Origin of the sequence: Niastella caeni, assembly GCF_004834005.1 — a bacterium.
Taxonomy (GTDB): Bacteria; Bacteroidota; Bacteroidia; order Chitinophagales; family Chitinophagaceae; genus Niastella; species Niastella caeni.
The window spans coordinates 151,601-176,530 of record NZ_STFF01000003.1 but is presented as its reverse complement, the minus strand read 5'-3'; the positions used below and the strand labels follow the sequence as shown (position 1 = coordinate 176,530).

At 44.2% G+C, this 24,930-nt stretch carries 13 protein-coding genes; 5 read left to right on the top strand and 8 right to left on the bottom strand.

What is annotated here, in order from left to right; all coding sequences use genetic code 11:
• Positions 1-3 precede the first annotated feature (3 nt).
• From FAM09_RS12190 to FAM09_RS12165, 6 genes are all read right to left on the bottom strand, one after another.
• Entirely contained in the window at positions 4-1,872 is a 1,869-nt protein-coding gene (locus FAM09_RS12190; protein WP_136577397.1) for an IucA/IucC family protein, read from the bottom strand.
• 22 nt (positions 1,873-1,894) lie between these two features.
• Positions 1,895-3,232 carry a lysine N(6)-hydroxylase/L-ornithine N(5)-oxygenase family protein gene (locus FAM09_RS12185; RefSeq protein WP_136577396.1) on the bottom strand — a complete coding sequence of 446 codons (1,338 nt, stop codon included), beginning with the start codon at positions 3,230-3,232 and terminating at the stop codon, positions 1,895-1,897.
• Between the two features lie 85 nt (positions 3,233-3,317).
• The gene (locus FAM09_RS12180) at positions 3,318-5,756 is read right to left on the bottom strand and encodes a GNAT family N-acetyltransferase (protein WP_136577395.1); all 2,439 of its coding nucleotides are present in this window, start codon (positions 5,754-5,756) and stop codon (positions 3,318-3,320) included.
• On the bottom strand, positions 5,701-7,260 hold the full coding sequence (locus tag FAM09_RS12175; RefSeq protein WP_136577394.1) for a pyridoxal phosphate-dependent decarboxylase family protein: 1,560 nt from the start codon (positions 7,258-7,260) through the stop codon (positions 5,701-5,703). Before FAM09_RS12175 ends, FAM09_RS12180 begins: the two co-directional genes overlap by 56 nt.
• A gap of 12 nt (positions 7,261-7,272) precedes the next feature.
• Positions 7,273-8,439, bottom strand: a complete 1,167-nt coding sequence (locus FAM09_RS12170; protein ID WP_243751655.1) for a Fe(II)-2OG oxygenase family protein — start codon at positions 8,437-8,439, stop codon at positions 7,273-7,275.
• Positions 8,440-9,133: 694 nt separating this feature from the next.
• The gene (locus FAM09_RS12165; RefSeq protein WP_136577393.1) at positions 9,134-11,557 is read right to left on the bottom strand and encodes a TonB-dependent receptor; all 2,424 of its coding nucleotides are present in this window, start codon (positions 11,555-11,557) and stop codon (positions 9,134-9,136) included.
• Positions 11,558-12,182: 625 nt separating this feature from the next.
• Here FAM09_RS12165 and FAM09_RS12160 point away from each other — a divergent pair.
• Both FAM09_RS12160 and FAM09_RS12155 read left to right on the top strand, forming a co-directional pair.
• On the top strand, positions 12,183-13,088 hold the full coding sequence (locus FAM09_RS12160; RefSeq protein ID WP_136577392.1) for an NAD(P)/FAD-dependent oxidoreductase: 906 nt from the start codon (positions 12,183-12,185) through the stop codon (positions 13,086-13,088).
• Between the two features lies 1 nt (position 13,089).
• Positions 13,090-13,461 carry a DUF1304 domain-containing protein gene (locus tag FAM09_RS12155; protein WP_136577391.1) on the top strand — a complete coding sequence of 124 codons (372 nt, stop codon included), beginning with the start codon at positions 13,090-13,092 and terminating at the stop codon, positions 13,459-13,461.
• A gap of 6 nt (positions 13,462-13,467) precedes the next feature.
• Here the strand turns inward: FAM09_RS12155 and FAM09_RS12150 are convergent, their stop codons facing one another.
• Positions 13,468-13,761, bottom strand: a complete 294-nt coding sequence (locus FAM09_RS12150) for a hypothetical protein (protein ID WP_136577390.1) — start codon at positions 13,759-13,761, stop codon at positions 13,468-13,470.
• 385 nt (positions 13,762-14,146) lie between these two features.
• Positions 14,147-14,950 carry a glutaminyl-peptide cyclotransferase gene (locus FAM09_RS12145; protein WP_136577389.1) on the bottom strand — a complete coding sequence of 268 codons (804 nt, stop codon included), beginning with the start codon at positions 14,948-14,950 and terminating at the stop codon, positions 14,147-14,149.
• 115 nt (positions 14,951-15,065) lie between these two features.
• On the opposite strand from FAM09_RS12145, the gene FAM09_RS12140 reads away from it, so the two are divergent.
• The 3 genes from FAM09_RS12140 (at position 15,066) to FAM09_RS12130 (ending at position 24,927) form a co-directional block, all read left to right on the top strand.
• Positions 15,066-19,178, top strand: coding sequence for a hybrid sensor histidine kinase/response regulator transcription factor (locus FAM09_RS12140; RefSeq protein WP_243751654.1), 4,113 nt, complete (start codon positions 15,066-15,068; stop codon positions 19,176-19,178).
• 871 nt (positions 19,179-20,049) lie between these two features.
• Positions 20,050-24,102: a response regulator gene (locus FAM09_RS12135; protein WP_136577387.1), complete on the top strand. Its 4,053-nt coding sequence runs from the start codon at positions 20,050-20,052 to the stop codon at positions 24,100-24,102.
• A 12-nt stretch (positions 24,103-24,114) separates the two neighbouring features.
• Positions 24,115-24,927 (top strand): CheR family methyltransferase, encoded by an 813-nt coding sequence (locus tag FAM09_RS12130; protein WP_136577386.1) that lies wholly within the window; start codon positions 24,115-24,117, stop codon positions 24,925-24,927.
• Positions 24,928-24,930: the final 3 nt, after the last annotated feature.

The following is a 24,930-nucleotide window of genomic DNA, read 5'->3' as shown; positions in this document are numbered from 1 at the left end:
TCATTAGTTTGATTCGCTTAGTGCCTGCTGCCTGATGTGTGCGAGCGGATTTTGCAACGTGCCGCCTTTGCGCGGAATTGCAAAACTGGTCTTTTCTTCATAGGCATTGCCTAGCAGTCGCACGCTGTTGATGTAAAACCGTTTAAACTCCGGAACAAACAGGTTGTATTTTTCGAATTTATTGGCGAGCGCGGGATGAGCTGCCTGGTATTCGAGAATGACATCGTATACCTGTTGCCAGAACTCGTTTTCGTTATACCCGGCATATGTATGCAACGCATTGCTGAGGTACCGGAAAAAAGCGTCAAAAACGCCTAGCAGAATAAACAACGGTACATTGTCTTTATTGGAAGAAGCGATCATGCCTTCCACTAATTCCTCAGGCAATTTTTCTTTAGCTTCTTCTGTGAGCACAATATCATCTACAAAATCCTTGATGATAATGCGTACGGGTACATCGTCCTTCAATACCAGGATGATGTTTTCGCCATGTGGTGTTACGCACAAAGAATGCTGGTAATAGATCTGCAGCAACGGTTTCAGGTAGGCTTGCAGGTAGGCCTGTAGCCAGGCTTCCATGGTAAGGCCTGAACGTTTTACCAGCTCGCCAACAAAGCTTTTGCCTGCATCATCTACATATAACAGCGATGCCATGGTAACGATGCGTTCGCCTGGTTGCAAATATTTTTCCGCGCTTTCCCGCCATAATACACCGAGGAATTCCTTGTATTGATAGGGCGGATCAACAATGGAATGATAATATGGATGGGTATAGCTGACTGTGGCCACTTCACCCAACAATACCAAACCCAGGCTTTGTAAATAAGCATCTTCCTGCAGCATGTTCATTACCCAGCTTGTTACACGTGGCGCAATGGCCATTTGCCTGGGCGAAAGGCCCCGGATGTTGCCGGTGCTCAGTATGGAAATGGCTGTCTTTACATAATACTTATGTGGTTGGCTGGCATTATAAAAAGTGCGGATGCTTTGCTGTGGTGAATACATGTCTTCGCCTGATCCTAATGGGATCAGCCATTTATTGGCAATTTCTGTGGCATATTGCACCAGCAATTGGTTGTTCCATTGCCAGGGATGCACCGGCATGAATGTATAATCAGCAGGGTTAGCGTCTTTATCGGCAATGATCTTTTTAAAAGTGTCGATGGTTTCCTGGCCTAATTCGGCTGCAAAGAATGATTGTTCTTCAATATGCTCCAGGCTGCGAAATGCAGCCCGGTTTTTATGCACGGCAATCCAGCTTAACTGTATTTGTTGATTGGCTTCCGGCGCGTATTGCATGTAATCTTCATAATTAAAACCAAGCCGGCTTTTGTTGACGATCACCCAGGGGTGGCCGTCCATTTGGTGTTCTACACACTGGTAATCGGCTTTGGCCAGTTGGCTGGCGCTAAAACGACCTTGAGCATGCATATAAGCATCTGCATACAAAGTATGTAACAGCTCTTCTACATAATGCGCGAGGGTGAACGGCCTGATGCCAAAGGTGTTTTGCAACTCAACAAAGAACAACGGTGCATCGGTGGCGGGCCTCCCCCCAACTCTCCCGACCTGTCGGGACAAGCTCTCCGGTTGGAGGGAGAGATTTTCATCATTGTTGTGTCGTTGTATGCTCTGCGGTTCTATATGCCAGTAATCCAACTGGCGTTTATAACCTGAAAACGTATAGTGAATATGCGCATGATCGGTTGCTAAATGAAAATTTGTGCGGCCATCGTTATCTTCCGAAACGATGGTTGGTAAAGCAACCTGTTCATGCATAAGTTCAGCAATGCTTTTGGCCAGCAGCCTGGTATTCACTTTTTGCCAAATGGCTATATCCAGCGGCTGTGTTCCCCCAAGTGGTTGAATCATTGTATTATTTTTTCTTTCCTGCTCAAATAGTGTTACTGTATACCGGCTCAGCGAGCCCTGAGCGTAGTCGAAGGGGCGCTGTTCCAAATGTTTGGAAGGCGATGCGTTTTTCGATGTGGTACACTTCCCGTCCGATTACTTTGTTTATGATGTGCGCATTGCGATAGGCGCCCATACCCAGATCGGGCGTTACAAACCCATGGGTGTGCAATTCTACATTTTGTACAAATAGCTCATCGCCATTTACATCGATGGTATAATCGCGCTGCACCTGGAACAATCCATCCGGCTGCCTGTTGATGCGTTCGGCTATGCCTTGCAGGAATGCCGGTTCCTTGTATTTGTAACCGGTGGCCAGCACTACATGGTTTGCCTGGCATTGATATGGTTCCTGCTGTTCGGTTTCGGTAAAATACAGGTTATACAGGTTGTCATCGGCAGGTGATATGTTTTCCAGTCGCATATTGGAGCGAATGTTAACCGGCAGGGCAACATTGTCAACACTCATTTCGTACAACTGGTCGAAGATGTCGTTAATGAGATCATAGTTGATGCCTTTGTACAAGGAGTTTTGTTTCTGCAGGAGTTTTTTTCTTTTGTCTTCAGGCAGGTTATAGAAATAATCTACATACTCCGGCGAGGTTAATTCCAGTGTCAGCTTCGAATATTCCATTGGATAAAAGCGGGGTGATCGAGTGAACCAGCTCAACTGTAATCCTTGTTGGGTGGCAGGCAGCAGATCCTGGAATATTTCTGCAGCGCTTTGTCCCGACCCGATCACGGCCACTGAACCACTGTTGAACAGCTTTTCTTTATGGTGCAGGTATTGGGAAGTATGAATAACTCCTGGTGCCTGGTTGCGATCAATAAAGGCGGGCAAATAAGGCTGTGTGCCGGTGCCTAATACCAGCTTCTCTGCATAATACGTTTCGGTTTTGCCGCTTTTTACGCACCGAACCGATACTTCGTACAGGTTGTTGTTATACTCAATGGCTATGACTTCATACCCAAACCGGCAATTGCTTAATTGGGTAGCCACCCATTGGCAATAACTGTTATACTCTTTGCGCAGAATGTTGAAATTTTCCCTGATGTAAAAGGGATAGATCCTGCTTGTTTGTTTACAAAAATTCAGGAAGCTGTATTTGTTGGTAGGGTCGGCCAGGGTGACCAGGTCGGCCATGAACGGCACCTGTAAGGTTGCGTTAGGCAACATTAATCCCGGATGCCAGTCGAAAGATTCTGACTGGTCGAAGAATACGGCGCTTGCCTCCGCAATCGGTTCTATCAGGGCCGCCAGTCCCAAATTAAATGGGCCAATGCCAATGCCTATGAGTGAATATGTTTGTTTTGATTGCATTTATAGTGCTTTTTTGAATGATTGTCATTTCGTGAGCGGAAAGCTAAACGCGGAATGCAAACGCCCGCAATAGGTGTATTTGGCGTTAAGCATTCGGCGTTATGATAATGTTTTTGTTTTGTGGAAATTTGGCCCAGTACCATTCGCGGTAACAAAAGTTCAGGTTGGCTTTTTTGTGCGGCATTTCTATCACCTTTTCAATTTTAAAGCCTACGTGCAACTTGTTCATCAGCGATGCCAGCGAATCAACCGATCCTTCGCCTACCATTTTGCCAACCTGTGGTTGGGCAAAAACATAATCCACCATGCATTGGGTAGAAGGCGAGACGTATTTCTTTTTGGGATCAATCGATGCGATGTATTGATGCGTACCATAATCGGTTGGTAGCACGTCATAGTACTCGCCAACCAGGTCGCGGATGGCCCAGTACACTTCAAAATAGAAAGAGGGCTCGCCATTGGCTTCGCCGATGTAGGCGTACAACATATCACCGGGCAATAGCGTACGGTAATAGGTTTCCAATTTGCTGATGGGCCAGTTCATCTGCCAGATCTTAAGGGCATGTTCGCGATGAAACCATTCATGCAGCATCTCCAGGTCGCGGTCAAGGTCCATTGGCCGTACACTGATGGTCACATTTTCCTTGGAGAAATAGCGGCTGTATAAGGTCTCTTTTGAAGCTGGATTGATCAGCGTATTGCTAAAGAAATATTTATTCAATGGATTGTAGTACGTGCGATACACGGCGGGATTTGTCCGCGGCGCGCTGGCTTCATCCATATTGTTAAGGCTGGTAAGCAGGTTGCCTTTGGTGTTCAGTTTGCTGCTGGTCAAAAAATGATTTACCAATCCTGTTGTATCCGTTTCCCGCAATGATGATAACAATTCATAAGTCATCCGTAACAGCGTCACTTCATCGGCCAGTTTGTTTTTGCCTAATGCATTCACCAGTCCAAACAGGTTGTTTGAGATCAGGTAATGGTCCCAATACCGGTACATACGTTCCTCTGGAATGAACGACCGGCTGTTGTTGCCAAAATCAGGGATCACCTGCAGTAACTCATTCACCTTGCCTTCGCGGAAAAAGAAGCCCTGGTTATCGCGGAAATATATTTTAGCCGGGAACAGGTTAGCGTCCATTTCAAGCAGGATGTTCTGTTGGTGGTATTCGCTGCCCAGGCCAAACTGGTTAAAAATACCGATCAATGGTTTTACACACACGTTCAGGTATTGCGTAAACCAGTCGAGCGCTGTTTCGGGAACAGGTCGATCCCGGCGTTTGGCTGCCTGGCGGATGATATTTACTATACGCGGCGTATTGCCGGCAATTCCATCCTGGCACAGCGCTGCTACCAGCGATACATTCTTTTGCGCGTTGCTTCCTTTAAAAACATTCTTGCGAATACTGGTGGTGAACCCGTCGATCACAGCGCCATTCCAGGTTACCATAATGCAGGCGGGATCGGTAATGAATTCCACTTCAGGAAACGATTGTTGTAAAGCCTTGCCCCAACTGGTTTTCATCAACCGCGCTGCATCATGACCGCGATACAACTCATGCGGATAGTTTACGCGGTACGAGTTGGTGATCTTTACATGCAACGACAGCTTGTACATCCAGTCGCTTTGTTCATTGTAAACGGTGCGGACAGACGATGTTGGCGCATAAGCAGCGCCGGCTTCCCCCAGGCTGAATAACAATCCCTTTGCCTGCATTTCCTGCACTTCTGGTTGTTGCAAGAGGTAACGTGCTTCCCAGGGATGCGTAGGTACGATCTTGTAATCGTAATATTCCCGCAGAATTGTTTTGATAGAAGGTGAAAGTTCGCCTGCCATCAATTCCTGTTTCAGGCAATCGCAGGGTAGGGTAGCTTCCGTGCTTTTCTCTATCACATACTCCGGGTGAATTAAGAAGTAATACAAGGGAAAGCGGGCCTGTGTTTCAGGTGAATACTGTAACAGGTCGTCAGTCGTAAATCCTTCCCTTGTTTTTGTGAGCGGATGCAAACTATGTCCTAACAACAAGGATTGCTCCGCTTCTATAAAGGTTTGTTGCGCATTATCAATGGCAGGTTGATTTGATTCGAACCTGTCGAGGTAAATGCCAAGGTTATCGATGCTGTTTTGCATCAGGTGGGCCGTACGGGTTGCTTTTGCCTCCGGGTAGTTGGTTTGCGCATATTGTGTAACCAGATCCAGGAAACGGAACGGGCTTATTTCCTGAATGCTATTGGTGGCCAGCTCTCTTTCCGCCACCGGAAAATAAAAACTATGGATACCGGTTTCAGAATAGTATTGTAAAGGAATATATACTTCAGATCCTATCGACGTAAAGTCAATGCGCACATGCATGGTATGACCGGTATCATGAAACCAGTCGGCCAGCACATCATCATACCTGGGAATGCCCTGGTACCGGCTCCAGTTGCTGAACTCGCGGCAATAGCTGTTGATGAGCGCCGTATAATTAATTTGTTCCGCTGTGTGCCGGTGTGTGGCGGCGTTGCTCATAATCTTTTCCATGCTTCTTTATTATTGTTAAAATGTTTTGAATGTGTTTAATAGTCGTGAGCGGATTCAGGATGGTGAATTTTAGATAGAATTGTCCGTTCACCCTGGTGCTGGCCACCAGCACTTCACCGTTGAAGAACATTGTTTGTTTTATATACAGGTTCATGGCGCATACATCAATAGCTGGTACGAGTTGCGGTACGTACCGGAATACCAGTACGCCAAGGTCGGAATGGCTCAACAGGTCAAAATGATTGGATGATTCTATCAGGCAGGCCGCTTGCTCCGTGGTGTCAATGATCCTGTCTGTATACTGACCCAACTTTTGCTTGCCCATTAACCGCAATGTGAACCAGAGTTTCAACGCGTCGAACCGGCGGGTGCTTTGCGTAATGGATTTATTGATCTGGGCGGGCAATTCATCATAATCCTGCTCTTTGGGGTTCAGGTAATCAGCATGGTGCCTGATGATGTTGAGGTGTAATTTATTCTTCACCAGGAAAGCGCTGCTGCTGATGGGTTGAAAGAAAGATTTATGATAGTCGATCGTTACCGAATCTGCCTGTTCAATACCATTCAACAGGTAGCGGTATTTTTCCGACAATAATAACCCGCAACCATATGCAGCGTCTATGTGGAACCACAGGTTGTATCGTTCAGCGATGCGACCTATCTCCTGCAACGGGTCGATATTCCCGAAATCGGTAGTACCTGCCGTTCCAACGATGGCAATAGGAATGTTGCCTTGTTCTATCTCCAACTGGATCGCCTGTTCCAGTAGTGCTGCATCCATGCGGAAACGTTCATCCGTAGCAATTTTTACGATCGACTGTTCGCCGAGGCCCATCAGCGAGGCGTTTTTATGATTGCTGAAATGCGCCTTTTCCGACACAAATATTCTGAACTTATTTGCGTTTGCCGGGTGACCCTGTAATTTGATATTGTGATTTAAATAGGTAAGTGCGTAATAATCGCGGGCCAGCAGCAGGCCCATCAGGTTGCTTTGCGAGCCGCCGCCGGTAAACACGCCATCGCATTGTTCATTGTACCCGATCTGTTGACCAGTCCAGTCAATAAGGCGGCGTTCAATAAAAGTACCGCCGGCGCTCTGGTCGTATGTATCCTGCGACGAGTTGATAGCGCTGATGATCACTTCGGCAGCCAGCGCTGGTATTACCACCGGGCAATTGAGATGCGCAATGTATTGCGGCAAATGAAAAGCTGTGGCATGCTTGATGTATAAAGCATTCACTTCATCAAACAGGCTTTTATAATCAGGCAGTGGATTATCAAGGCTGATGTCTTCAAATTCTTCTAATAAAGTAGCCGGCTTAATACCGCTGAACGGCTTCTTTGTATTTTTTAAGAACCCCGATACCTGTTCGGCCGCCGCTCTGATGGCCAGCCGGTATTCGGTTTCTGTGTTTTCATGAAAAATATCATTACAGGCATTGTCATCGGTTTCGTGCCCGGGTAGTTCCGTGGCGTATAGAGAGATCAAGGTTTGTTTTTCCATTGTTGTCGTCTGTTATTTGTGTGAGGGATCGGTGTGAAAAAGCTTTCCATAGTGCTCTTCCATAATGAAATATGGGTCATCGGTGTGCGTAACCGAACTGATGTTGATGAGGCTGGTTTTGCTCATCATGCGCAACATGAGCCGGCGTTCGCATTTCACCAATTGTCCATTTTCGTTGCGGTAGCCGGCAACAAAAGAGTTTCTGCCGTGAGCGCACAGGTGATTGTTTACAAAAATGAGATCGCCCGATTCGGGAATGAAACTATTATAGATGAGTTGCTTGGCCTCATCCCAAAAACGTACGAGGTTGTTCATGGCCTCCGGCGTTTGTCCGGCTTTTTCATTATAGATCTGTTCAGCGGCATCAAAGCGAATGAAAGGTCTTTTCCGATTGCCATATAATATAGAAGTAGTCACTTCTTCTTCGCCATTTTCTTCATCGGCATAATTGGCATCTTTCGGACATTTATAAATTGGCTTGAACAATTCCTCCATGACCTCATTCGTATCGCCGTGCGAGCGGATGGAATATAAAGTAGAAGGCACCTGTTCTTCATTGCGCAGGAAAAGGAAGCTCAGGAAGTCGGCCTGGTTAAATAAGAAAGCATCTTCGGTATGCACAAACAGATCAGTGCGGGAACCGGAGCCGGTTTGGGTATGGCTCATTTTCTCATCGGGTATAACGGCATGCAATAGACCGCCGCCCTTTCGTTGTGCATAATACTGTACCGGTTTTGACGGTATGGCGCCATGCAGCAGGGAGCAAATAAATCCATATTTGACCAGTTTGCTATAATCGGTTTCTTTCCAGGAAGGGGGCGTAGGGCCCAGGGTGTCCTGGTCAACCTCCGTGAGCCCTCTTAATACGAGTGCGCCATATTGGTTGCGTGAGAAATCAGTACCAAAACGGCTTAAGAGACCTGCAACGCGCTCAGGCAATAATTGAAACGCATTCAGGTGTAATGATGAAATATAATCGGGGTGTTCATAATGACCAAATGCTTTCGCCAGTATATTGGCCACATTTGAAATAGCAGTTCGTTCTTTGGGTGTAACGTCAATGATCAATGGACTCATAGGCGGTGGCAATACGCCGGGACCCGTAATAACCTGTCCCGCCTTGGTGGGATGCGCCGGCGTAGCAACCTGTTGTCGCGCAGATGCGGTGATCGTTTCCATGTTTGATGACTTTTTAATAGTTAATGGTTTTATATTTAATGAATCCTCAACGCTGAACGCTAAAGTCATAACGCTGAATGCCTGAATACTGGCAATAAGTGGTCCTTTGCGTTGCTTTATTCGTTTTACGTTTAAGGCAATACAATTCCAGTACGCTGCATGGCATACTATTTTCGCCTCAGGCTTTTCGTTTGGGCACAGAGGCGCTCATACGCTGTAAGCGGTTTTATGCCGCTAGGCGTTTCGCGTTAAGCTTTTTGCGTGAATTATAAATTTTAACAGTGAAATCAGGTATAAACCAATAATAGCATATCATTCGCGGTTGGAAAACTGCAAACAATATCCGTATGCAGCCAGAGAGTTGCTGGTACTGCTTACGGTTTACTTTTCAATAAAACCGGATTATTACAAATGTTCTGCGTATGCAAACATTTGGTGATCGGAAGGAGAAGAAAAAATGCGGGTGCAATATAAATACTAAATCAATTATCCGGTTACGCGATAAGGAAATTGTTAGTCACGTTTACACAAATGTTACAATAGGATTACAAAAAGATAAATCCGACCTGTAAGATAGACTTGTACTGCTTATTTATTTAAGGAACTGATTTTATTTTGCAGAACATATATAAAAAACAAACGGCCCGGGTATAAACCCAGGCCATTAAACGATGCATCACATGGAAGATAACAACTAGAATTTAACAGTAACATTTGCTGTGAAGCTGCGAGGCATTTGAGGGCTCAATACGCCCTGCCCCACGAAATATGTTTCATTAGTAGCATTATCTAGTTTAACACCTAAACGATACCAGCGAGCGTCATAGAACACGGTTCCATTTAATAAAGTGTAAGAAGGCAGTGTAAATATGCCGGTAGCAGCAGAGTTGGCCGTAAGGTGTTTGTCAACATAATTACCGCCAAAGCCTATACCCAGTCCTTTTAAATTACCTGTGGGTAATGTATAGCTGATCCATGCATTGGCCAGGTTGACAGGACCGGCAGAAGGCGGACGTCTTCCTTGTACGGCAGCGGTTGCCTTCGTTAATTTGCTGTCGTTATAACTATAACCCAGTAAAATGTTCAACCCGGTGACAGGGGTCGCCTGTACTTCCAGTTCAAATCCTTTGCTTTTTTGGGTGCCATCCTGAACAGTGATATTATAAGGTGTAGAGTCTTTTATAAGAACATCAGCCCGGCTCATATTGGTTACTTTGATGTTGTAATAGCTGGCGGTTATGTTTAACTTATTATCAAACAGGTCCAGCTTTACACCCGCTTCCTTTTGGTTGGCTTGCTGGGGCTTTAGTACAGGTGAGATGCCTGAACCGCCCTGGTTTACCGGAGCTACGTTGCTGAAGCCGTTCATGTAGTTGGCAAACAACGACACTTTGTTTTTTACCACCTGGTATACCAATCCGAACTTAGGCGACACTGCAGTTTGATTATATTCACTAAAAGCCAGTAATGTATCTGCTATATGATTGCGCGTGCCTTTGCTGATGAAGCGGTCTACGCGAACGCTCAGCATTGCCATGAACTCATCGGTTATGTTCACCACGTCTGATGCATAAGCGCTATATATTTCCTGAGTGGTATGATTGCGGGTAGGAGCGAGGGTGCTGGCGGCTATTTTCTGGTCTACCGCATAGCGCGATATTTTCGAATAGTTCCGGTCATCATAAAACTGACCATTCACAAAGTCAAAAACAATATAGGGAGAATTGTCGTTGTTCACTTTCAGTCTTACATAATCAACCCCAAGTAATAACCGGTGTTTCAACGGACCGGTAATGAAATGGCCTGTAAAATTCTGCTGTACATCTAAAGCGGTGTTGATCGTATTCTGGATGGTGATGTTACGCTCGAGGGAGTCATCAGTAGCTTTGCGAATAAACTCATACTGATAATAACCGTCTGATTTACGCGTATTGCTGCTGAGAATGGTTTGTGAAGCCCAGTCCTTGCTTATTTTATAAGTAGCCACGGCCCGCATATTGGTTGTGGGCGTTTTCATGGTAAGGTCGTTCGTGGTATAGGAACGCTTCCAGTTAAATTTTAATTCATCAGGTGTACGGGCAACGAATTGCCGGGTACGGTTCAGGAAAACAACCGAAGGGCTGGTCATTTCTGCATTATAGAACTCGGCGTTCAGGTTTATTTTGAATCTATGGTTGGCTCGGATCTCAAAGGCTGGTGCGATCAGCAATGATTTTCTAAAACCGGCATCCTGGAAGCTCTGTTGATTCTGGTAAGCGGCGTTTAACCTGAACAACAGGTTGCCTTCTTTGTTAGCCGGACCATATACATCTGCGGTTACGCGGCTCAGGCCATAGCTGCCTGCAAAATAAGAGATCTCGCCGCCGGGTGTTTCAGTGGGCTTTTTGGAAACAACATTAATAAGACCACCGAATGAAGTTACGGCGCCACCGTACAAAGTAGCCGAAGGGCCTTTCAGCACTTCAATTCTTTCCACATTAATGGGGTCCATTTCGCCATTTGATTGAGAAGGCACGCCATCGATCAGCGACACTTCAGTACGGAAACCACGCAATGAATAATAAGTTGCACCGTCGGAATTAATACCGCGGTTACCTTGTATTTTATATAAACCAGGTGTGTTTTTAAGGGCATTTCCGAAATCGGTAATGATCTGTTCCCTGATCAGGTCTTTCGAAATTGTTGTATATGCCTGGGGATTCTCGAGGCGGGCCAGCGGCATTTTGGCAACAGTTTCACTGCCGTTGGAATAAGGTTTGTTTTTGCCTGCGGCAATTACTACTTCCTGCAGATAAGCGTGATTTTCGGTCAAAACAAAATCGGTTACAATGATCTCACCTTCATTAATGGTGATTGCTTTATCAACTTGTTGCAGGCCTACAGCAGTAACACGGATTGTATAGCTGCCGGGTTTTATACCGGTCAGTTTGTATTCGCCCTGTTGGTTGGTAGCTGTGGCTAACTTTTTATTAGCGAGCCCAACTGTAATACCTTCTGCCGGTTTACCATCAGCGGTGGTAACTTTTCCCTGCAGAACGCCTTGTTGCTGCGCCACCAGGACAGTATGTAAACCGGATACAAAAAATAATAACAGCGCGAAACGAAGTGTGATTTTCATTGTTTTTCATTTAATAAAATGCGATGTGCTATATAGTATAGTTATTTTAAGCAATGGATGATTTCGGCGGGGAGCACCTGTATCAATAAAAAGAAACCTGTTTAGGCATACGCTACACTGTATTTGGTTCTCCTTCCGTTACAGCGCAGGTACGATAAACAGGTAAATAGTTGGAAAAGGTCTTAACAGTTTAAAGTGTGCATACCGGTCACTCAGCACCAGTCATTAACAAATGGTATGCGTTATGGTAAAGCGAACACTTATAACAATTGTTTACCATGTACAATTTGTTATTTTGGAAGGAGAATGAAATTGTGGTGCAAAGAAAAGACCAGGACGCAACAACCTGCTTACGCAATCAGGAAAATGATTTACGATTTGAGTAACATAACGTATAAACGAAAAATCAACTACGGTTAAGCGCTGATGCATAGGTTTTAGTACCTGATTAGTACCTGATTGCCGCAGCTTGCAATTAGTTTTCATATTCTTTATAGTATGTAATGATCGACGATGGCTGAAACCGGGAGGGAAATAGCTTGCTGCCGATAGATATGCAACTTTGTTGCAAATGTGAAAACTTTCCTTACATTTGCGATATTCTATCAGATGAAAATTAAATACTATGGCAGGCAAAATGTACGATGTAATTATTATAGGCGGCAGCTATGCAGGATTATCCGCAGCGATGGCATTAGGCAGGAGTTTACGAAAGGTGCTTATAATAGACAGCGGTTTGCCCTGTAACCGGCAAACGCCGCATTCGCATAATTTCATAACACACGACGGCAAAACGCCAAAAGCGATAGCGATGGAGGCGAAGGAACAGGTACTTAAATACGATACGGTAACTTTTCATAACGGACTTGCCGTTTCAGGTGCAAAACATGACCAGGGATTTGACATTACAACGGCTGCAGGCGAGGTGTTTTCAGCGAAGAAGCTTTTATTTGCGACCGGTATTAAAGACCAGATGCCGGCTATTGAAGGGTTTGCTGAATGCTGGGGAATTACGGCCATTCATTGTCCATATTGCCATGGTTACGAAGTTCGGCATGAAAAAACGGGCGTTATGGCCAATGGCGACATAGGGTTTGAATTTGCCAAACTGATCAGCAACTGGACTGCGGACCTCACCCTTTTTACAAATGGAAAATCAACCTTAACTTTAGTGCAAACGGAGAAGCTGCATCAGCATAATATCCCGGTCATTGAAACGGAGATCACCGCATTTGAACACACGAACGGACAATTGAATCAGGTACGGTTCAAAGACGGTTCTACTATAGCTTTGAAAGCTGTATATTCGAAGATTCCCTTTGTGCAGCATTGCGAGATACCCATGCAACTGGGATGTGCTTTAACGGAACAGGGATATTTGTCTGTTGATAATATGTATAAGACAACTGTGCCGGGTGTGTATGCCGCCGGTGACAATACGGTTATGATGCGTGCGGTGTCATTGGCAATAGGGGGCGGCGGTTTTGCGGGCGCTGCTCTTAACAAAGAACTTATTGACGAATCATTTTAATATGGAAATAATTGCCAACATCCTGGTGGGCCTGGTAGCCCTGGAGCATTTGTATATTTTATACCTGGAAATGTTTGCCTGGGAAACATTAGGGAAGAAGACCTTCAAAGGATCTTTACGTCCGGAGTTATTTGCGCCTACTAAAACGTTGGCGGCCAACCAGGGCCTGTACAACGGCTTCCTCGCCGCAGGGCTGATCTGGTCATTCTTCATAACTGATAAAGCGTGGAGCACCAATGTGGCGGTATTCTTTCTCTCCTGCGTAATTGTCGCCGGTATCTATGGCGCTGTTACCGCCAGTAAAAAGATATTTTTCATTCAGGCTTTGCCCGCATTGATGGCGTTGGGGGCGGTGCTGGGTTCGCGTGGGTGAATAGTTTTATCGTCTTGAAGCTGTACCGCCGCCTCCAAGAATGCCTAATCCAATAATAAAACCCACCCAATAAAAGAAGCCGGAATTATTTTGTGCATATAAACCTATGTCTGCACCAAATAATTTACCTATTAATGCAAAAAAGAACACAATGCCATGCAGTATGCCTGAGAAAAAGCCATACTCTTTGTAAGTGTTTCCTTCAGGTGCGCATGAAACCAGATTGCACATTATGAAGAATAATACAATGGCAACTAACAGATTATTTTTCACTTTATTTTGACTTTGACGTATTGCCATTTTTCATATTAGTTTGATCATGTTGTATTCTTGAATTTTCGAGATTACATAATTTATGCGTTATAAAAACAGGTGTTTTTCACGTTTTTTATTTGGCTAATTCAGCAGTCTTATGCAATTATGTGTTTTGTGGTTGAAATGGCTGGGGCGAGTCTATTTCGTCACGCCAACAATTACGCCGAAGTCTCCTAATATAATCTTTGCGAACCCAGGTTTTTAAATTTTCAATGCTTTTGAAATTAGGCGCGTTCAAAACAGGTGTTCTTACTACATTTGTTAATTGATATTTAACCCTGATTGTATGATAACAATAATTGCCGTAACCCTGTTCCTGGTCTTCCTGTTTTTGGCTTCCATGCATATTATACCGGCGTAGGGGAGCAGGCTATTTAGCGGTGAGTTGTATTTGATAAATATGCGGCCATAATTTACCGGTTACATATATGAAATCGGTTGTGGAATCATAGGCTATGCCATTTAGCACATCACAATCAGGCCTCAACAGCATGGCTTTAAATGCCAACTGGCTCAGATCGAGTTTACCTACCACTTTACCATCTGCCGGATTGATCTTTACGATATTGTTTGTGAGCCAGATATTAGCATAAATGTATCCCCTAATATATTCAAGTTCATTAAGACTATCGCGAGCGACTCCATTTTCTGTTACACTTATTTTTCTGGCAGGCTTCAGGTCATTGGGGTTCAAATAAGTTAAGGAGTCGGTGCCATCGCTCATGATAAGGTTCGTTCCATCTGTAGTGAAACCCCATCCTTCTTTATTGCTGTTTTTGAACTGGCCGATCTCTTTATACGTTTTTGCATCGTAAATAAACCCTACCTGGTTTTTATAAGTTAGCTGATACAGTTTGTCTTTAAAAAATACAATGCCTTCGCCGAAATGATCCTTATTGGCCAGCTCAACTTTTTTAATGAAGTTGCCTGTTTTCAGATCATTTATACCAATTAATGATCTCCTGGTAATATCTGGCGAACCTGTACTTTCAAATAATTGTCCTTCGTGTACCAACAAACCCTCTGTAAACAAAGTGGTGTCATGTAGAAAATAGTTTACTTCTTTATACTTTATGGCGGGGGTAACAGGCGCTGAAGGGCCATTCTCCTCTTCTGTTGAATTGCAGCTATATAGTATTAATATGCTTATAATTGTGAATAAGGCGGGCTTCATTTCGAAAATTTGGGGTCAATAATACCATTATTCGTGCCTGCATCAAAAAAATATTAACTTCATGAAAGTTTTTAATGTCCTGGTTCGTTTATTATAGTGCCCTATGCTGCCATATTTGAAATCTTTTATTAAAAACGGGGTTGCGCTGCCTGTTTGTTTCTTTTTTGCGAGCCTGTTGTATGGGCAGCAACCCGATTCATATCATTTTACTCACCTCGATTTTAACCAGGGCCTCTCTCATAACCAGGTAAATTGTATTTATAAGGACAAAAAAGGGTTTATATGGTTTGGTACCATGAGTGGACTGAACCGCTACGATGGTTATGCATTTAAAATTTTCCGGCATTCGATAAATGATACCAGCTCCCTGAATGATGATTACATTTCAAAGATTGTAGCTGGCCCCTATAACAAATTATGGATGCAGTCACGCAGCGGTTTTAATTTGTACGATCCATCGACAGAAAAATTTGACCGCCGGGCTGATAAATATTTGCAGAAGCTGGGCTTACCCGGGTATGGGCTCACTGATATTGTTCCTTCAGGAAAAGGATTCTTATTTGTATATGAGGACCTCGGTATCTATTATCTTGAAAATGATCAGCCGGCAATTCCTGTTATAAAGAACCCCACGTCGCAAACCGGTTTCATTGCCGATGTTAAAACGGATTTGAAGAATAATGTCTGGATACTCTATAGCAATGGTTTGATTGAACAGGTGGATGTGTTCACAAAAAAAGTAATTGCCCGTGCCGATATTCTGCAACAGAAAAAGGGCGCTAATAAATTAGACTACCAGCTTTTTATCGATACACAGAACGATCTGTGGATTTATGGCGTCGGCATTATCAACGGGATATTCAGGGTGAATATCAAATACAATACCCTGCAGCAAATTTCCAACAATGAAGGCACGCCCATACTCAGCAGCAACATTATTGTAAAATTGGTAGAAGATGACAGGGGGTTATTGTGGATCGCGACAGATCATGGCGGGCTTAATATTCTCAATAAGAAGGACATGACAGTACAGGTGTTGCTGAATAAGCCGGGTGATGAAAGCAGTCTTGCGCAGAACAGCCTTACAGAAATGTACAAAGATGATCTGGGTATTATCTGGGTAGGAACCTTCAAGCAGGGAATTAATTATTACCACGAAGGCGTTATAAAATTTCCATTGTTCCGGCACGAAACTTCCGATAAAACCAGCCTGCCATTTAATGATGTCAACAGGTTTGTAGAAGATGCAAAAGGAAATATCTGGATCGGCACCAATGGGGGCGGGCTTATTTATTTCGACCGCGCCAATAACACCTATAAACAATTCAGGCATGATCCTGCCAATGACAATAGTCTTACCAACGATGTAGTTGTAAGTCTTTGTATAGATCATACCAACACTTTATGGATCGGGACGTATTATGGCGGGCTCGATAGTTATAATGGTAAAACCTTTACGCATCATCGACACAGTGTGAAAGACAGCACCAGCCTTTCTGATAACCGCGTTTGGGAAATATATGAGGACCGGAATAAAAACCTCTGGATCGGAACGCTGGAATTTGGATTGGAATGGTACGACCGTGCCACCAACCGGTTTACACATTACAAACCTTTGGCGCCAAATTCTGTGCATTCCGGCTATATTGCTGCCATTACAGAAGACAATGCCGGCAACTTGTGGATTGGTACTTCCTATGGCATTGATGTGCGGGATAAAAATACCGGCGTCTTTAAACAATTTGTAAGCAGGGATACCAAACTGAGCAATGACAATATTATAACCATTTACAATGATAGCCGGGGTTTAACTTGGGTTGGCACCCGCGATGGGTTGAATATTTTCAACCCGCATAACAACAGCTTTCAGGTTTTTCGAAAAGAAGATGGCCTGCCCGACAATGCTATTCTTAACATTTTAGAAGATAAAACGCATGACCTGTGGGTTAGTACGGCCAATGGCATCAGCCGGGTAACATATACAGGTACGCTAAAAGACAGCATTCGCATCAGTTGCATTAACTACGACCGGTTCGATGGTTTGCAGGGGGCAGCATTCAACGAAAATGCGGCGTTAAGAACAGGTAGGGGAGAAATTGTTTTCGGCGGCCCTAATGGGTTCAACCTGTTCGATCCCGTTAAATTAAAGATCAATACCAATGCGCCGCCTGTTGTATTGACCGCCTTGCAGGTATTTAATCGGAATGTTGAAGCAGGCGACAAGATCAACAACCAGGTCATATTGCAGAAAGCGATAACAGAAACTGAGGCCATAACGCTGCGATATGATGAAAATATTTTCTCTCTTGAATTTGCTGCACTGGGGTATATCAATACCCGGAAAAATAAATATGCCTATCGCCTGAAAGGCTTTAACGATAACTGGTTGTATACCGATGGCAGTTCGCGCAAAGTAACCTATACCAATCTTGATCCCGGGAAATATACGTTTTATGTAAAAGCCGCCAACGACCAGGGTGTATGGAATGAAAAGGGCATCGCCGTAAACATTGTTGTGCTGCCCCCTTTCTGGAAAACACCAGTGGCATATGCGTTGTATCTGCTGACAGCGCTGGCCATTTTGTTTTTTGCACGACGTATGATCATTCAACGAACTGAGATGCGGATTGCCCTGGAACAGGAAAGAAAGGAAGCAAAACGCATGTGTGAGCTGGATATGATGAAGACCCGTTTCTTTACTAATATGAGCCATGAATTCCGGACCCCGCTGTCACTCATCTTAACGCCGCTGGAAAGAATGATCAGGGCTGCAGAAGTACCTGCCCAGCGTTCGCAATACCAGTTGATCCACCGCAATGCGCGGCGATTGTTGAACCTGGTGAATCAACTACTCGATTTCCGCAAAATGGAAGTGCATGAATTAAAATTGCATCCTGCCGAAGGTGATATCGCTCAATTCATCAAAGAAACAGTATGCTCATTTAATGATATCGCTGAAAAGAAGCAGATCCGGTTTTCCTATACCGCTTCGCTGGAAAGCATGTTTACCAAATTCGACCACGACAAACTGGAACGGATCATCTTCAACCTGCTTTCCAATGCGTTTAAGTTCACTTCAGAAAATGGTACGGTTTCCGTGGAGGTAAGCGCCACTAAAATGGCCGATGAAACAGTACTGGAAATAAAAATAAAAGACACCGGCATTGGAATTCCTCCCAACCGGCACGAAAAAATATTTGAACGTTTCTTTCAGCATGATGTGCCTGGTAACATGGTAAACCAGGGTAGTGGAATTGGCCTGGTCATTACCAAAGAGTTTGTGAACCTGCTCGAAGGCACTATCAGTGTGGAAAGCGAGGAGTTTAAAGGTTCCACCTTTACGGTTTTATTACCGGTAAAAGAAATAACGCCTGCTGTTATTGATACTATAGTGATGGAAGAGGTTACTGAAGCCAATGAAAAAATTATGGTGAGCGATCCGGTTACCGCCGGTAAAAAAGAATTTACCATACTGCTGGTGGAAGACAATGAAGACTTCTTGTTCTATCTGAAAGACAACCTGCGCGAATGTTTCAATATTGTTGAAGCTGTGAATGGGCGGGAAGGTTGGCAAAAAACATTATCAGCGCATCCGGATATTATTGTGAGCGATATCAATATGCCTGAGATGAATGGTATTGAATTGTGTAAGAAGATAAAACTGGACCAGCGTACCAGGCATATTCCTGTTGTATTATTAACAGCGCTCACCGGTGAAGAACAAAAGTTACGCAGTATTGAAACCGGTGCAGCCGATTACATGACAAAACCTTTCAATTTTGAAATACTGGTAAGCAGAATAAAGAACCTGTTACGGCAACAGCAATCTTTGAAACAAACATTTACCAAACAGATAGCGGTAAAAACTACAGATGTACAGATCACTTCGCCCGATGAAAAATTTGTGCAGGATGCATTGACTATAGTAGAGAAAAATATTTCCAATGCTGAATTTACCGTAGAGGAATTAAGCCGTGCGCTGTTATTGAGCCGGGCCGCTGTTTACAAACGGTTGTTTGTTTTGACTGGTAAAACGCCTATCGAATTTATACGATCCGTACGCCTGCAACGCGCTGCTCAACTACTCGAAAAATCCAATATGTCAATCGCTGAAGTTGCGTATGAAACCGGTTTTAATAACCCCAAATATTTCTCCAAATACTTCAAAACAGAGTTTGGAAAAGTGCCCTCTGCCTACCAGGCTGACAATAAAAAAAGCGGCAATTGACAAATCATACCCAATAAATACGCATTATACTACCAACAGGCAACATTTGGATACCCTAATATAAACGCTTCACTACCGTAGGTATTGGCAAGGAATATTAATTTCACGTCGTCAAAATTGATTGATCGAAAATAAAGTATAATATAATTCGGCTGTTGGCTCAGCCAATAGCCTGGTAACGATCTATGCGGGTAGTCACATCAACATTGGAAGGTACAGGAATTTAAGAAAACTAAGGATCAATTTGTTCTGAAAACAAGCCGCCTGGTTGCAACCGTGGTCCCCGACTATGGTCGGTACGGGGGCGGTTTTGTTTTTAGACACGTTAACGTGAAACGTGAGACGTTAAACGTGAAAGGTGAGCCTTATCTTTGGTTTTCGCAACGAGCGATAATACCATTCGTGTTAATATAAAGAAGGGCGAAGACGAACAACTGAATTTCGAATTTTAGGATTATGTGAATGAAGAGAGGCATCCCGCAATCGCGGGGTGCCTTTTGTTAAAGGCAGAACGCAAAACGCAAAACGCCGAACGCTGAAGGCGGAAAACTGATGAATGCTGCATTCATTTGAGCCACTCACCACTTACCACTCACCATTCCCCATTTGAAATTGATAATAGTCAATAAATTATTAATTGATTAAGTTCATATATATTTCGTAATTTCAACCAGCCCAACAGGTTACATGGCTTATACTTTTAAGATTCTGATTAAGTACACTCGCATTTAGGATTCCTGATTAGAAGATTGTCTTACGCCGATGAAAGTAGGATACTATCGGCGTAAAAAACTGTACAGGTTAAGTCTGTCGTAGCAATTTTTATACCTGCAGCCATTACAGGTGTAATGCTGCATAATTGCATATTGCTATGAAATTTATCAGAAATCTGTCAATCAGGAACAAATTACTGCTCGTTTCTCTCATCCCTTTAGCAACCTTACTGTATTTTTTAACGGCTGATATAACTGATAAGCTCTCTAAAAAGCAAAATATTCTGCGGGTTTATAACGATGTGCTGGAAATTGAAAAGATCTCCGATATAATTCATAACCTGCTGGAGGAACGCGGGTATTCGATCAGTTATGTAGCCAGTGGCGGAAAGGAAGAAAAGGCCGAGTTGCTCGTACAGCGAATGGAAACCGACAAGGCTATTGCCGCCTTGAAGCAATTGCTTATAGAGCAGAAAAAGAACAAGAAAATAACCTCACTCACAGCATTGGCGGATTTACGTACCGGCGTTAATCAACTAACGGCTGATATTGACACCATGGCCAGATCGTATTCCATTATGAGCATCCTGTTGATAGATGATGGGAACATTACCTACCGTAATGTGCAGGACCCCGAGATCAGGAACCTCGTTGAAACACACCTGTATTTGCTAAACGCAGAAGGATATTTGGGCCAGTTACGTATGCGGTTGCATCTCGCTCTTGGGAACAAAGGGTTTCGAAAAGGTGAATTTGCTGAATTTGCCAGGCTGAAAGGAAAATTTGAGAACAATATTGACCGGTATTATAAAAATACGACCCCCGAGCAACTAATGGCTTTTAATGTACTACTGAACAGTCCGGCCACTGTATTAACAAGAAGGTTGATTGATTCGGTAATTAATGATCCGGCTGTTGTCTCCACTCTTCCTGTTAACCAATGGCGTATCAACGCGACTGCCTACCTGAACGGATTAAAAGAGCTGGAAGATCAGTCCATCATCAATACCCGCGAGCTGACCAAAGAAAAGCAGGCAGCTATTTCAAAAGCATTGATCAGCGGGGTTATTATCGTATTGGTCGTTATCATCATTATTGCGCTATTATTGTTCTATGTTATCCGTACCATTGTTAATTCGTTGCAGGTGATAAAAAACGCGGCCGATCGTATAGCCCTGGGAGAAACGGATCTTACAGTTCCGATGACGTCCAAAGATGAAATAGGTGATCTGGCGGTTTCTTTTAACAAGCTGATACAGATTTCCAAAGAATATACGGTAATTGCCGATACCATTGCCCGGGGCGATTATTCTCCTGTGATATTAGTACGCGGTAAAGACGATCTCCTGAGCCAGGCGTTGGTAAACATGAAAAACAACCTGCTAAAGTTGTCGGAGGAAAACGAGATCCGCACCTGGCTGTTAACGGGCACCACGCAGCTGAATGATATTTTACGCGGCGAAAAAGGGGTGAAAGACCTGGCCCAGCAGGTGATCAATTTGCTTACTTCTTATTTAAAAGCACAGGTGGGCGCCATTTATGTGGTTGAAAACGATCAGTTGATGTTGGTTGGCAGTTATGCATTTTCTCATCGGAAAGGAAATACAAACCAGGTTCAAATAGGAGAGGGCCTGGTAGGACAGGCTGCGCTTGAAAAAAAGCCTATTGTATTTGCCGATGTCCCCGATGATTACATGAAAGTGAATTCAGGCCTGGGGCAAATAACGCCGCGGAATATTTTTGTTCACCCGTTTCTGTATGACGACAATGTAAAAGGCGTGATAGAAATAGGCGCGACGCGCGAAATATCTGACCTGGATATGCAGTTATTGAAGATTGTTTCAGAAAGTATTGGAATTGCCTTCAACTCGTCTCAATCAAGAGCCCAGCTAAAAGAGCTGCTGGAAGAAACGCAACGCCAGGCGGAAGAATTGGAAGCGCAACAGGAAGAACTGAAGCAAACCAATGAAGAACTGGAGGAAAAAACGAAGTTGCTCGAACGGTCGGAAGGTGAACTGAAAGCCCAGCAGGAAGAGTTGCAGCAAACCAATGAAGAGCTCGAAGAAAAAGCCAACCTGCTCGAAGAACAAAAGGAAAAGCTGGAATTGGCCAAAATAGATGTGGAAACCAAGGCCCGCGAATTGGAAGCTACCAGTAAATACAAATCGGAGTTCCTGGCCAATATGTCGCACGAATTGCGCACACCGCTCAACAGTATTCTGATACTGGCCCAACTGTTATCTGAAAACAAAAACAAATCGCTTTCCCAAAAGGATATTGAGTTTGCCACGAATATCCATAATTCCGGCACCGACCTGCTGAACCTCATTAATGAAATATTGGATCTGTCGAAAGTGGAAGCCGGTAAAATTGAAATTGAGATCGAAGAAGTGCCGGTTAGCGATCTCTGCCACAGCCTGAACCAGCTTTTCGGCGAAATTGCCAGGAATAAGCATATTGAATTTAATATAAACTGTAAGGAAGCACATTTTCAATCATCCCTGTTCACCGACAAACAACGGCTCGAACAAATCTTGCGCAACCTGCTCTCGAACGCCTTTAAGTTTACCGATAAAGAGGGAACAATTGACGTTACCATCGATGTACAACCGCCTAATGCATCCCTCCGGAATGGCAAACTGCGTGGCTTACCTGAAGTGATCGTTTTTTCGGTGACCGACTCAGGCATAGGCATTCCCGAAAGCAAGCAGGGTATTATTTTTGAAGCATTTCAACAGGCCGATGGGTCTACCAAACGAAAATTTGGCGGCACCGGCCTGGGCTTATCCATCAGCCGCGAACTGGCCGGGGCCTTAGGCGGAGAAATACACCTGGTAAGCGAAGAAGGCAAGGGCAGCACCTTTACCCTGTACATGCCGTTAAAATTTGATGCGGCTATTGTTACAAAAGGGGAGAAGAGTATTGAGATCCGAAAACCTGCCGCAAAAAAGGAACTTCCCGCCCTGCCGGTAATTCCAGCGCATGTGCCTACCCCACACCTGGATGCGGAGGATGACCGTTACAGCATAAGGGATAACGATAAAACCATCCTTATCATCGAAGATGATGTGTCTTTTTCACATGTGCTCCTGGATATTGCCCGTGAAAAAGGTTACAAGGGCATAATCGCCCACCAGGGCAACACTGGTTTAAGTCTCGCGCGGTATTACCGCCCCGACGCGATTATACTGGATATGAAGCTGCCGGTGCTGGATGGTTCGGAAGTGTTGCGGTTGTTGAAAAATGATCCCGAATTGCGGCATATACCCGTACAGATCATGTCGGGGTACGACAGGCGAAAAGAAGGCATGGAACTCGGCGCTTTTGATTTTATCCGCAAACCACTTACGCACGATGCCGTACAGAGCGCCTTCGACCGCATCCAGGACTTTATGAACCGCAAACTGAAAAAATTGCTGGTAGTGGAAGATAACCCGCAACAAAACAAAGCCATTCGTGAGCTTATAGGTAATGGCGATATAAAATCCTTTGCGGCTTATACGGGGCAGGAAGCATATACCATGTTGCAGGATGAACGATTCGATTGCATTATTATCGACCTGGGTTTACCTGATATGAGCGGGTTTGAACTGATGGAGAAAATAAAAGAAAGTGAAATGCTGAACAAGATCCCCATTATCGTATATACCGGTCGCGATATGAACAAGGACGAAGCACGGCAACTGGAGAAACTGGCCAATACCGTGGTGCTGAAAACGTCTAACTCAAAAGAACGGTTGCTGGATGAAACCGCGCTGTTCCTGCACCGGGTTGAATCGAAACTACCGAAAGAAAAGCAGCAGATCATTCGCAAACTCCATCGTACCGAAGAAATTCTGAAGAATAAAAAAGTACTGCTCGTAGATGACGACATGCGTAACATCTATTCGCTCAGTAATGTACTGGAAGAAGAAGGCATGAAGTGTTTTGTAGCAGAGAACGGCAGGGTTGCGTTGGACGTATTGAACCAACAACAGGATATTGATATAGTGTTAATGGATATTATGATGCCCGAAATGGATGGGTATGAGGCCACCGTGGCTATCCGTAAAATGAACGCTTATAATAAGCTGCCTATCATTGCGCTGACAGCAAAAGCCATGAAAGGCGACCGTGAAAAATGCCTGGAAGCAGGAATGAGCGATTACGTTTCAAAGCCGGTGAACATTGAGCAGTTGCTGTCGCTGATGCGGGTATGGCTGTACCAATAAAAACCGAATTGAATGATTGATAACGAAGAGTACCGGCAGTTCCTGGAATCTGTTCGGTTTGTGTATGGTTACGATTTTACCGATTATGCCGAGGCGTCAGTAATAAGACGGATCCGGGCTTTCATGGAAAGCAAAAGGGTAGGAAGTTTAAAAGACCTGGGCCGGATGGTGTTGAAAGACGAAGCGGCGTTCGAACATTTTATACAGGACATCACCGTGAACGTGACCGAAATGTTCCGCGATCCGTTCTTTTACAAAAGCCTGCGTAAAAATGTGATCAACCGGCTGGCAACGTATCCGTTCATAAAAGTATGGATTGCCGGTTGTTCCACTGGTGAAGAAGTGTATTCCATGGCGATCCTGTTTCGCGAAGAAGGCTTGCTGGAAAGAACGGTGATCTATGCTACCGACATTAACCAGGATGCTTTACAAAAGGCGCGGGAGGGTATTTCTTCCATCAATAACATGAAAAGTTATACCGAAAACTATTTGAAAGCTGGTGGTCAGCATTCCTTTTCCGATTACTATAAGGCTAAATACAATTCGGTGCTTTGGGATAAATCGTTGCGGCAGAATATTGTTTTTTCAGTGCATAACCTGGCCATGGATAAATCGTTCAACGAGTTTCAATTGATCCTTTGCCGCAATGTGCTCATCTATTTCAACCAGGCCTTGCAAAGCAAGGTGATCGGTCTGTTCTATGAAAGTTTATGTTCGTTTGGTTTTTTATGTTTAGGCAATAAAGAATCGTTACTCTTTGCTGATAAGCGTACCTGTTTTGAGGAAATTGACAAAAAGGAAAAAATATTTATGAAAACGAAATAGTTC

Bases quoted from the DNA above. Each gene is read 5' to 3' on its own strand.
- FAM09_RS12190 (WP_136577397.1), bottom strand. From the start codon at position 1,872: ATGATTCAACCACTTGGGGGAACACAGCCGCTGGATATAGCCATTTGG.
- FAM09_RS12185 (WP_136577396.1), bottom strand. From the start codon at position 3,232: ATGCAATCAAAACAAACATATTCACTCATAGGCATTGGCATTGGCCCA.
- FAM09_RS12180 (WP_136577395.1), bottom strand. From the start codon at position 5,756: ATGGAAAAGATTATGAGCAACGCCGCCACACACCGGCACACAGCGGAA.
- FAM09_RS12175 (WP_136577394.1), bottom strand. From the start codon at position 7,260: ATGGAAAAACAAACCTTGATCTCTCTATACGCCACGGAACTACCCGGG.
- FAM09_RS12170 (WP_243751655.1), bottom strand. From the start codon at position 8,439: ATGGAAACGATCACCGCATCTGCGCGACAACAGGTTGCTACGCCGGCG.
- FAM09_RS12165 (WP_136577393.1), bottom strand. From the start codon at position 11,557: ATGAAAATCACACTTCGTTTCGCGCTGTTATTATTTTTTGTATCCGGT.
- FAM09_RS12160 (WP_136577392.1), top strand. From the start codon at position 12,183: ATGGCAGGCAAAATGTACGATGTAATTATTATAGGCGGCAGCTATGCA.
- FAM09_RS12155 (WP_136577391.1), top strand. From the start codon at position 13,090: ATGGAAATAATTGCCAACATCCTGGTGGGCCTGGTAGCCCTGGAGCAT.
- FAM09_RS12150 (WP_136577390.1), bottom strand. From the start codon at position 13,761: ATGGCAATACGTCAAAGTCAAAATAAAGTGAAAAATAATCTGTTAGTT.
- FAM09_RS12145 (WP_136577389.1), bottom strand. From the start codon at position 14,950: ATGAAGCCCGCCTTATTCACAATTATAAGCATATTAATACTATATAGC.
- FAM09_RS12135 (WP_136577387.1), top strand. From the start codon at position 20,050: ATGAAATTTATCAGAAATCTGTCAATCAGGAACAAATTACTGCTCGTT.
- FAM09_RS12130 (WP_136577386.1), top strand. From the start codon at position 24,115: ATGATTGATAACGAAGAGTACCGGCAGTTCCTGGAATCTGTTCGGTTT.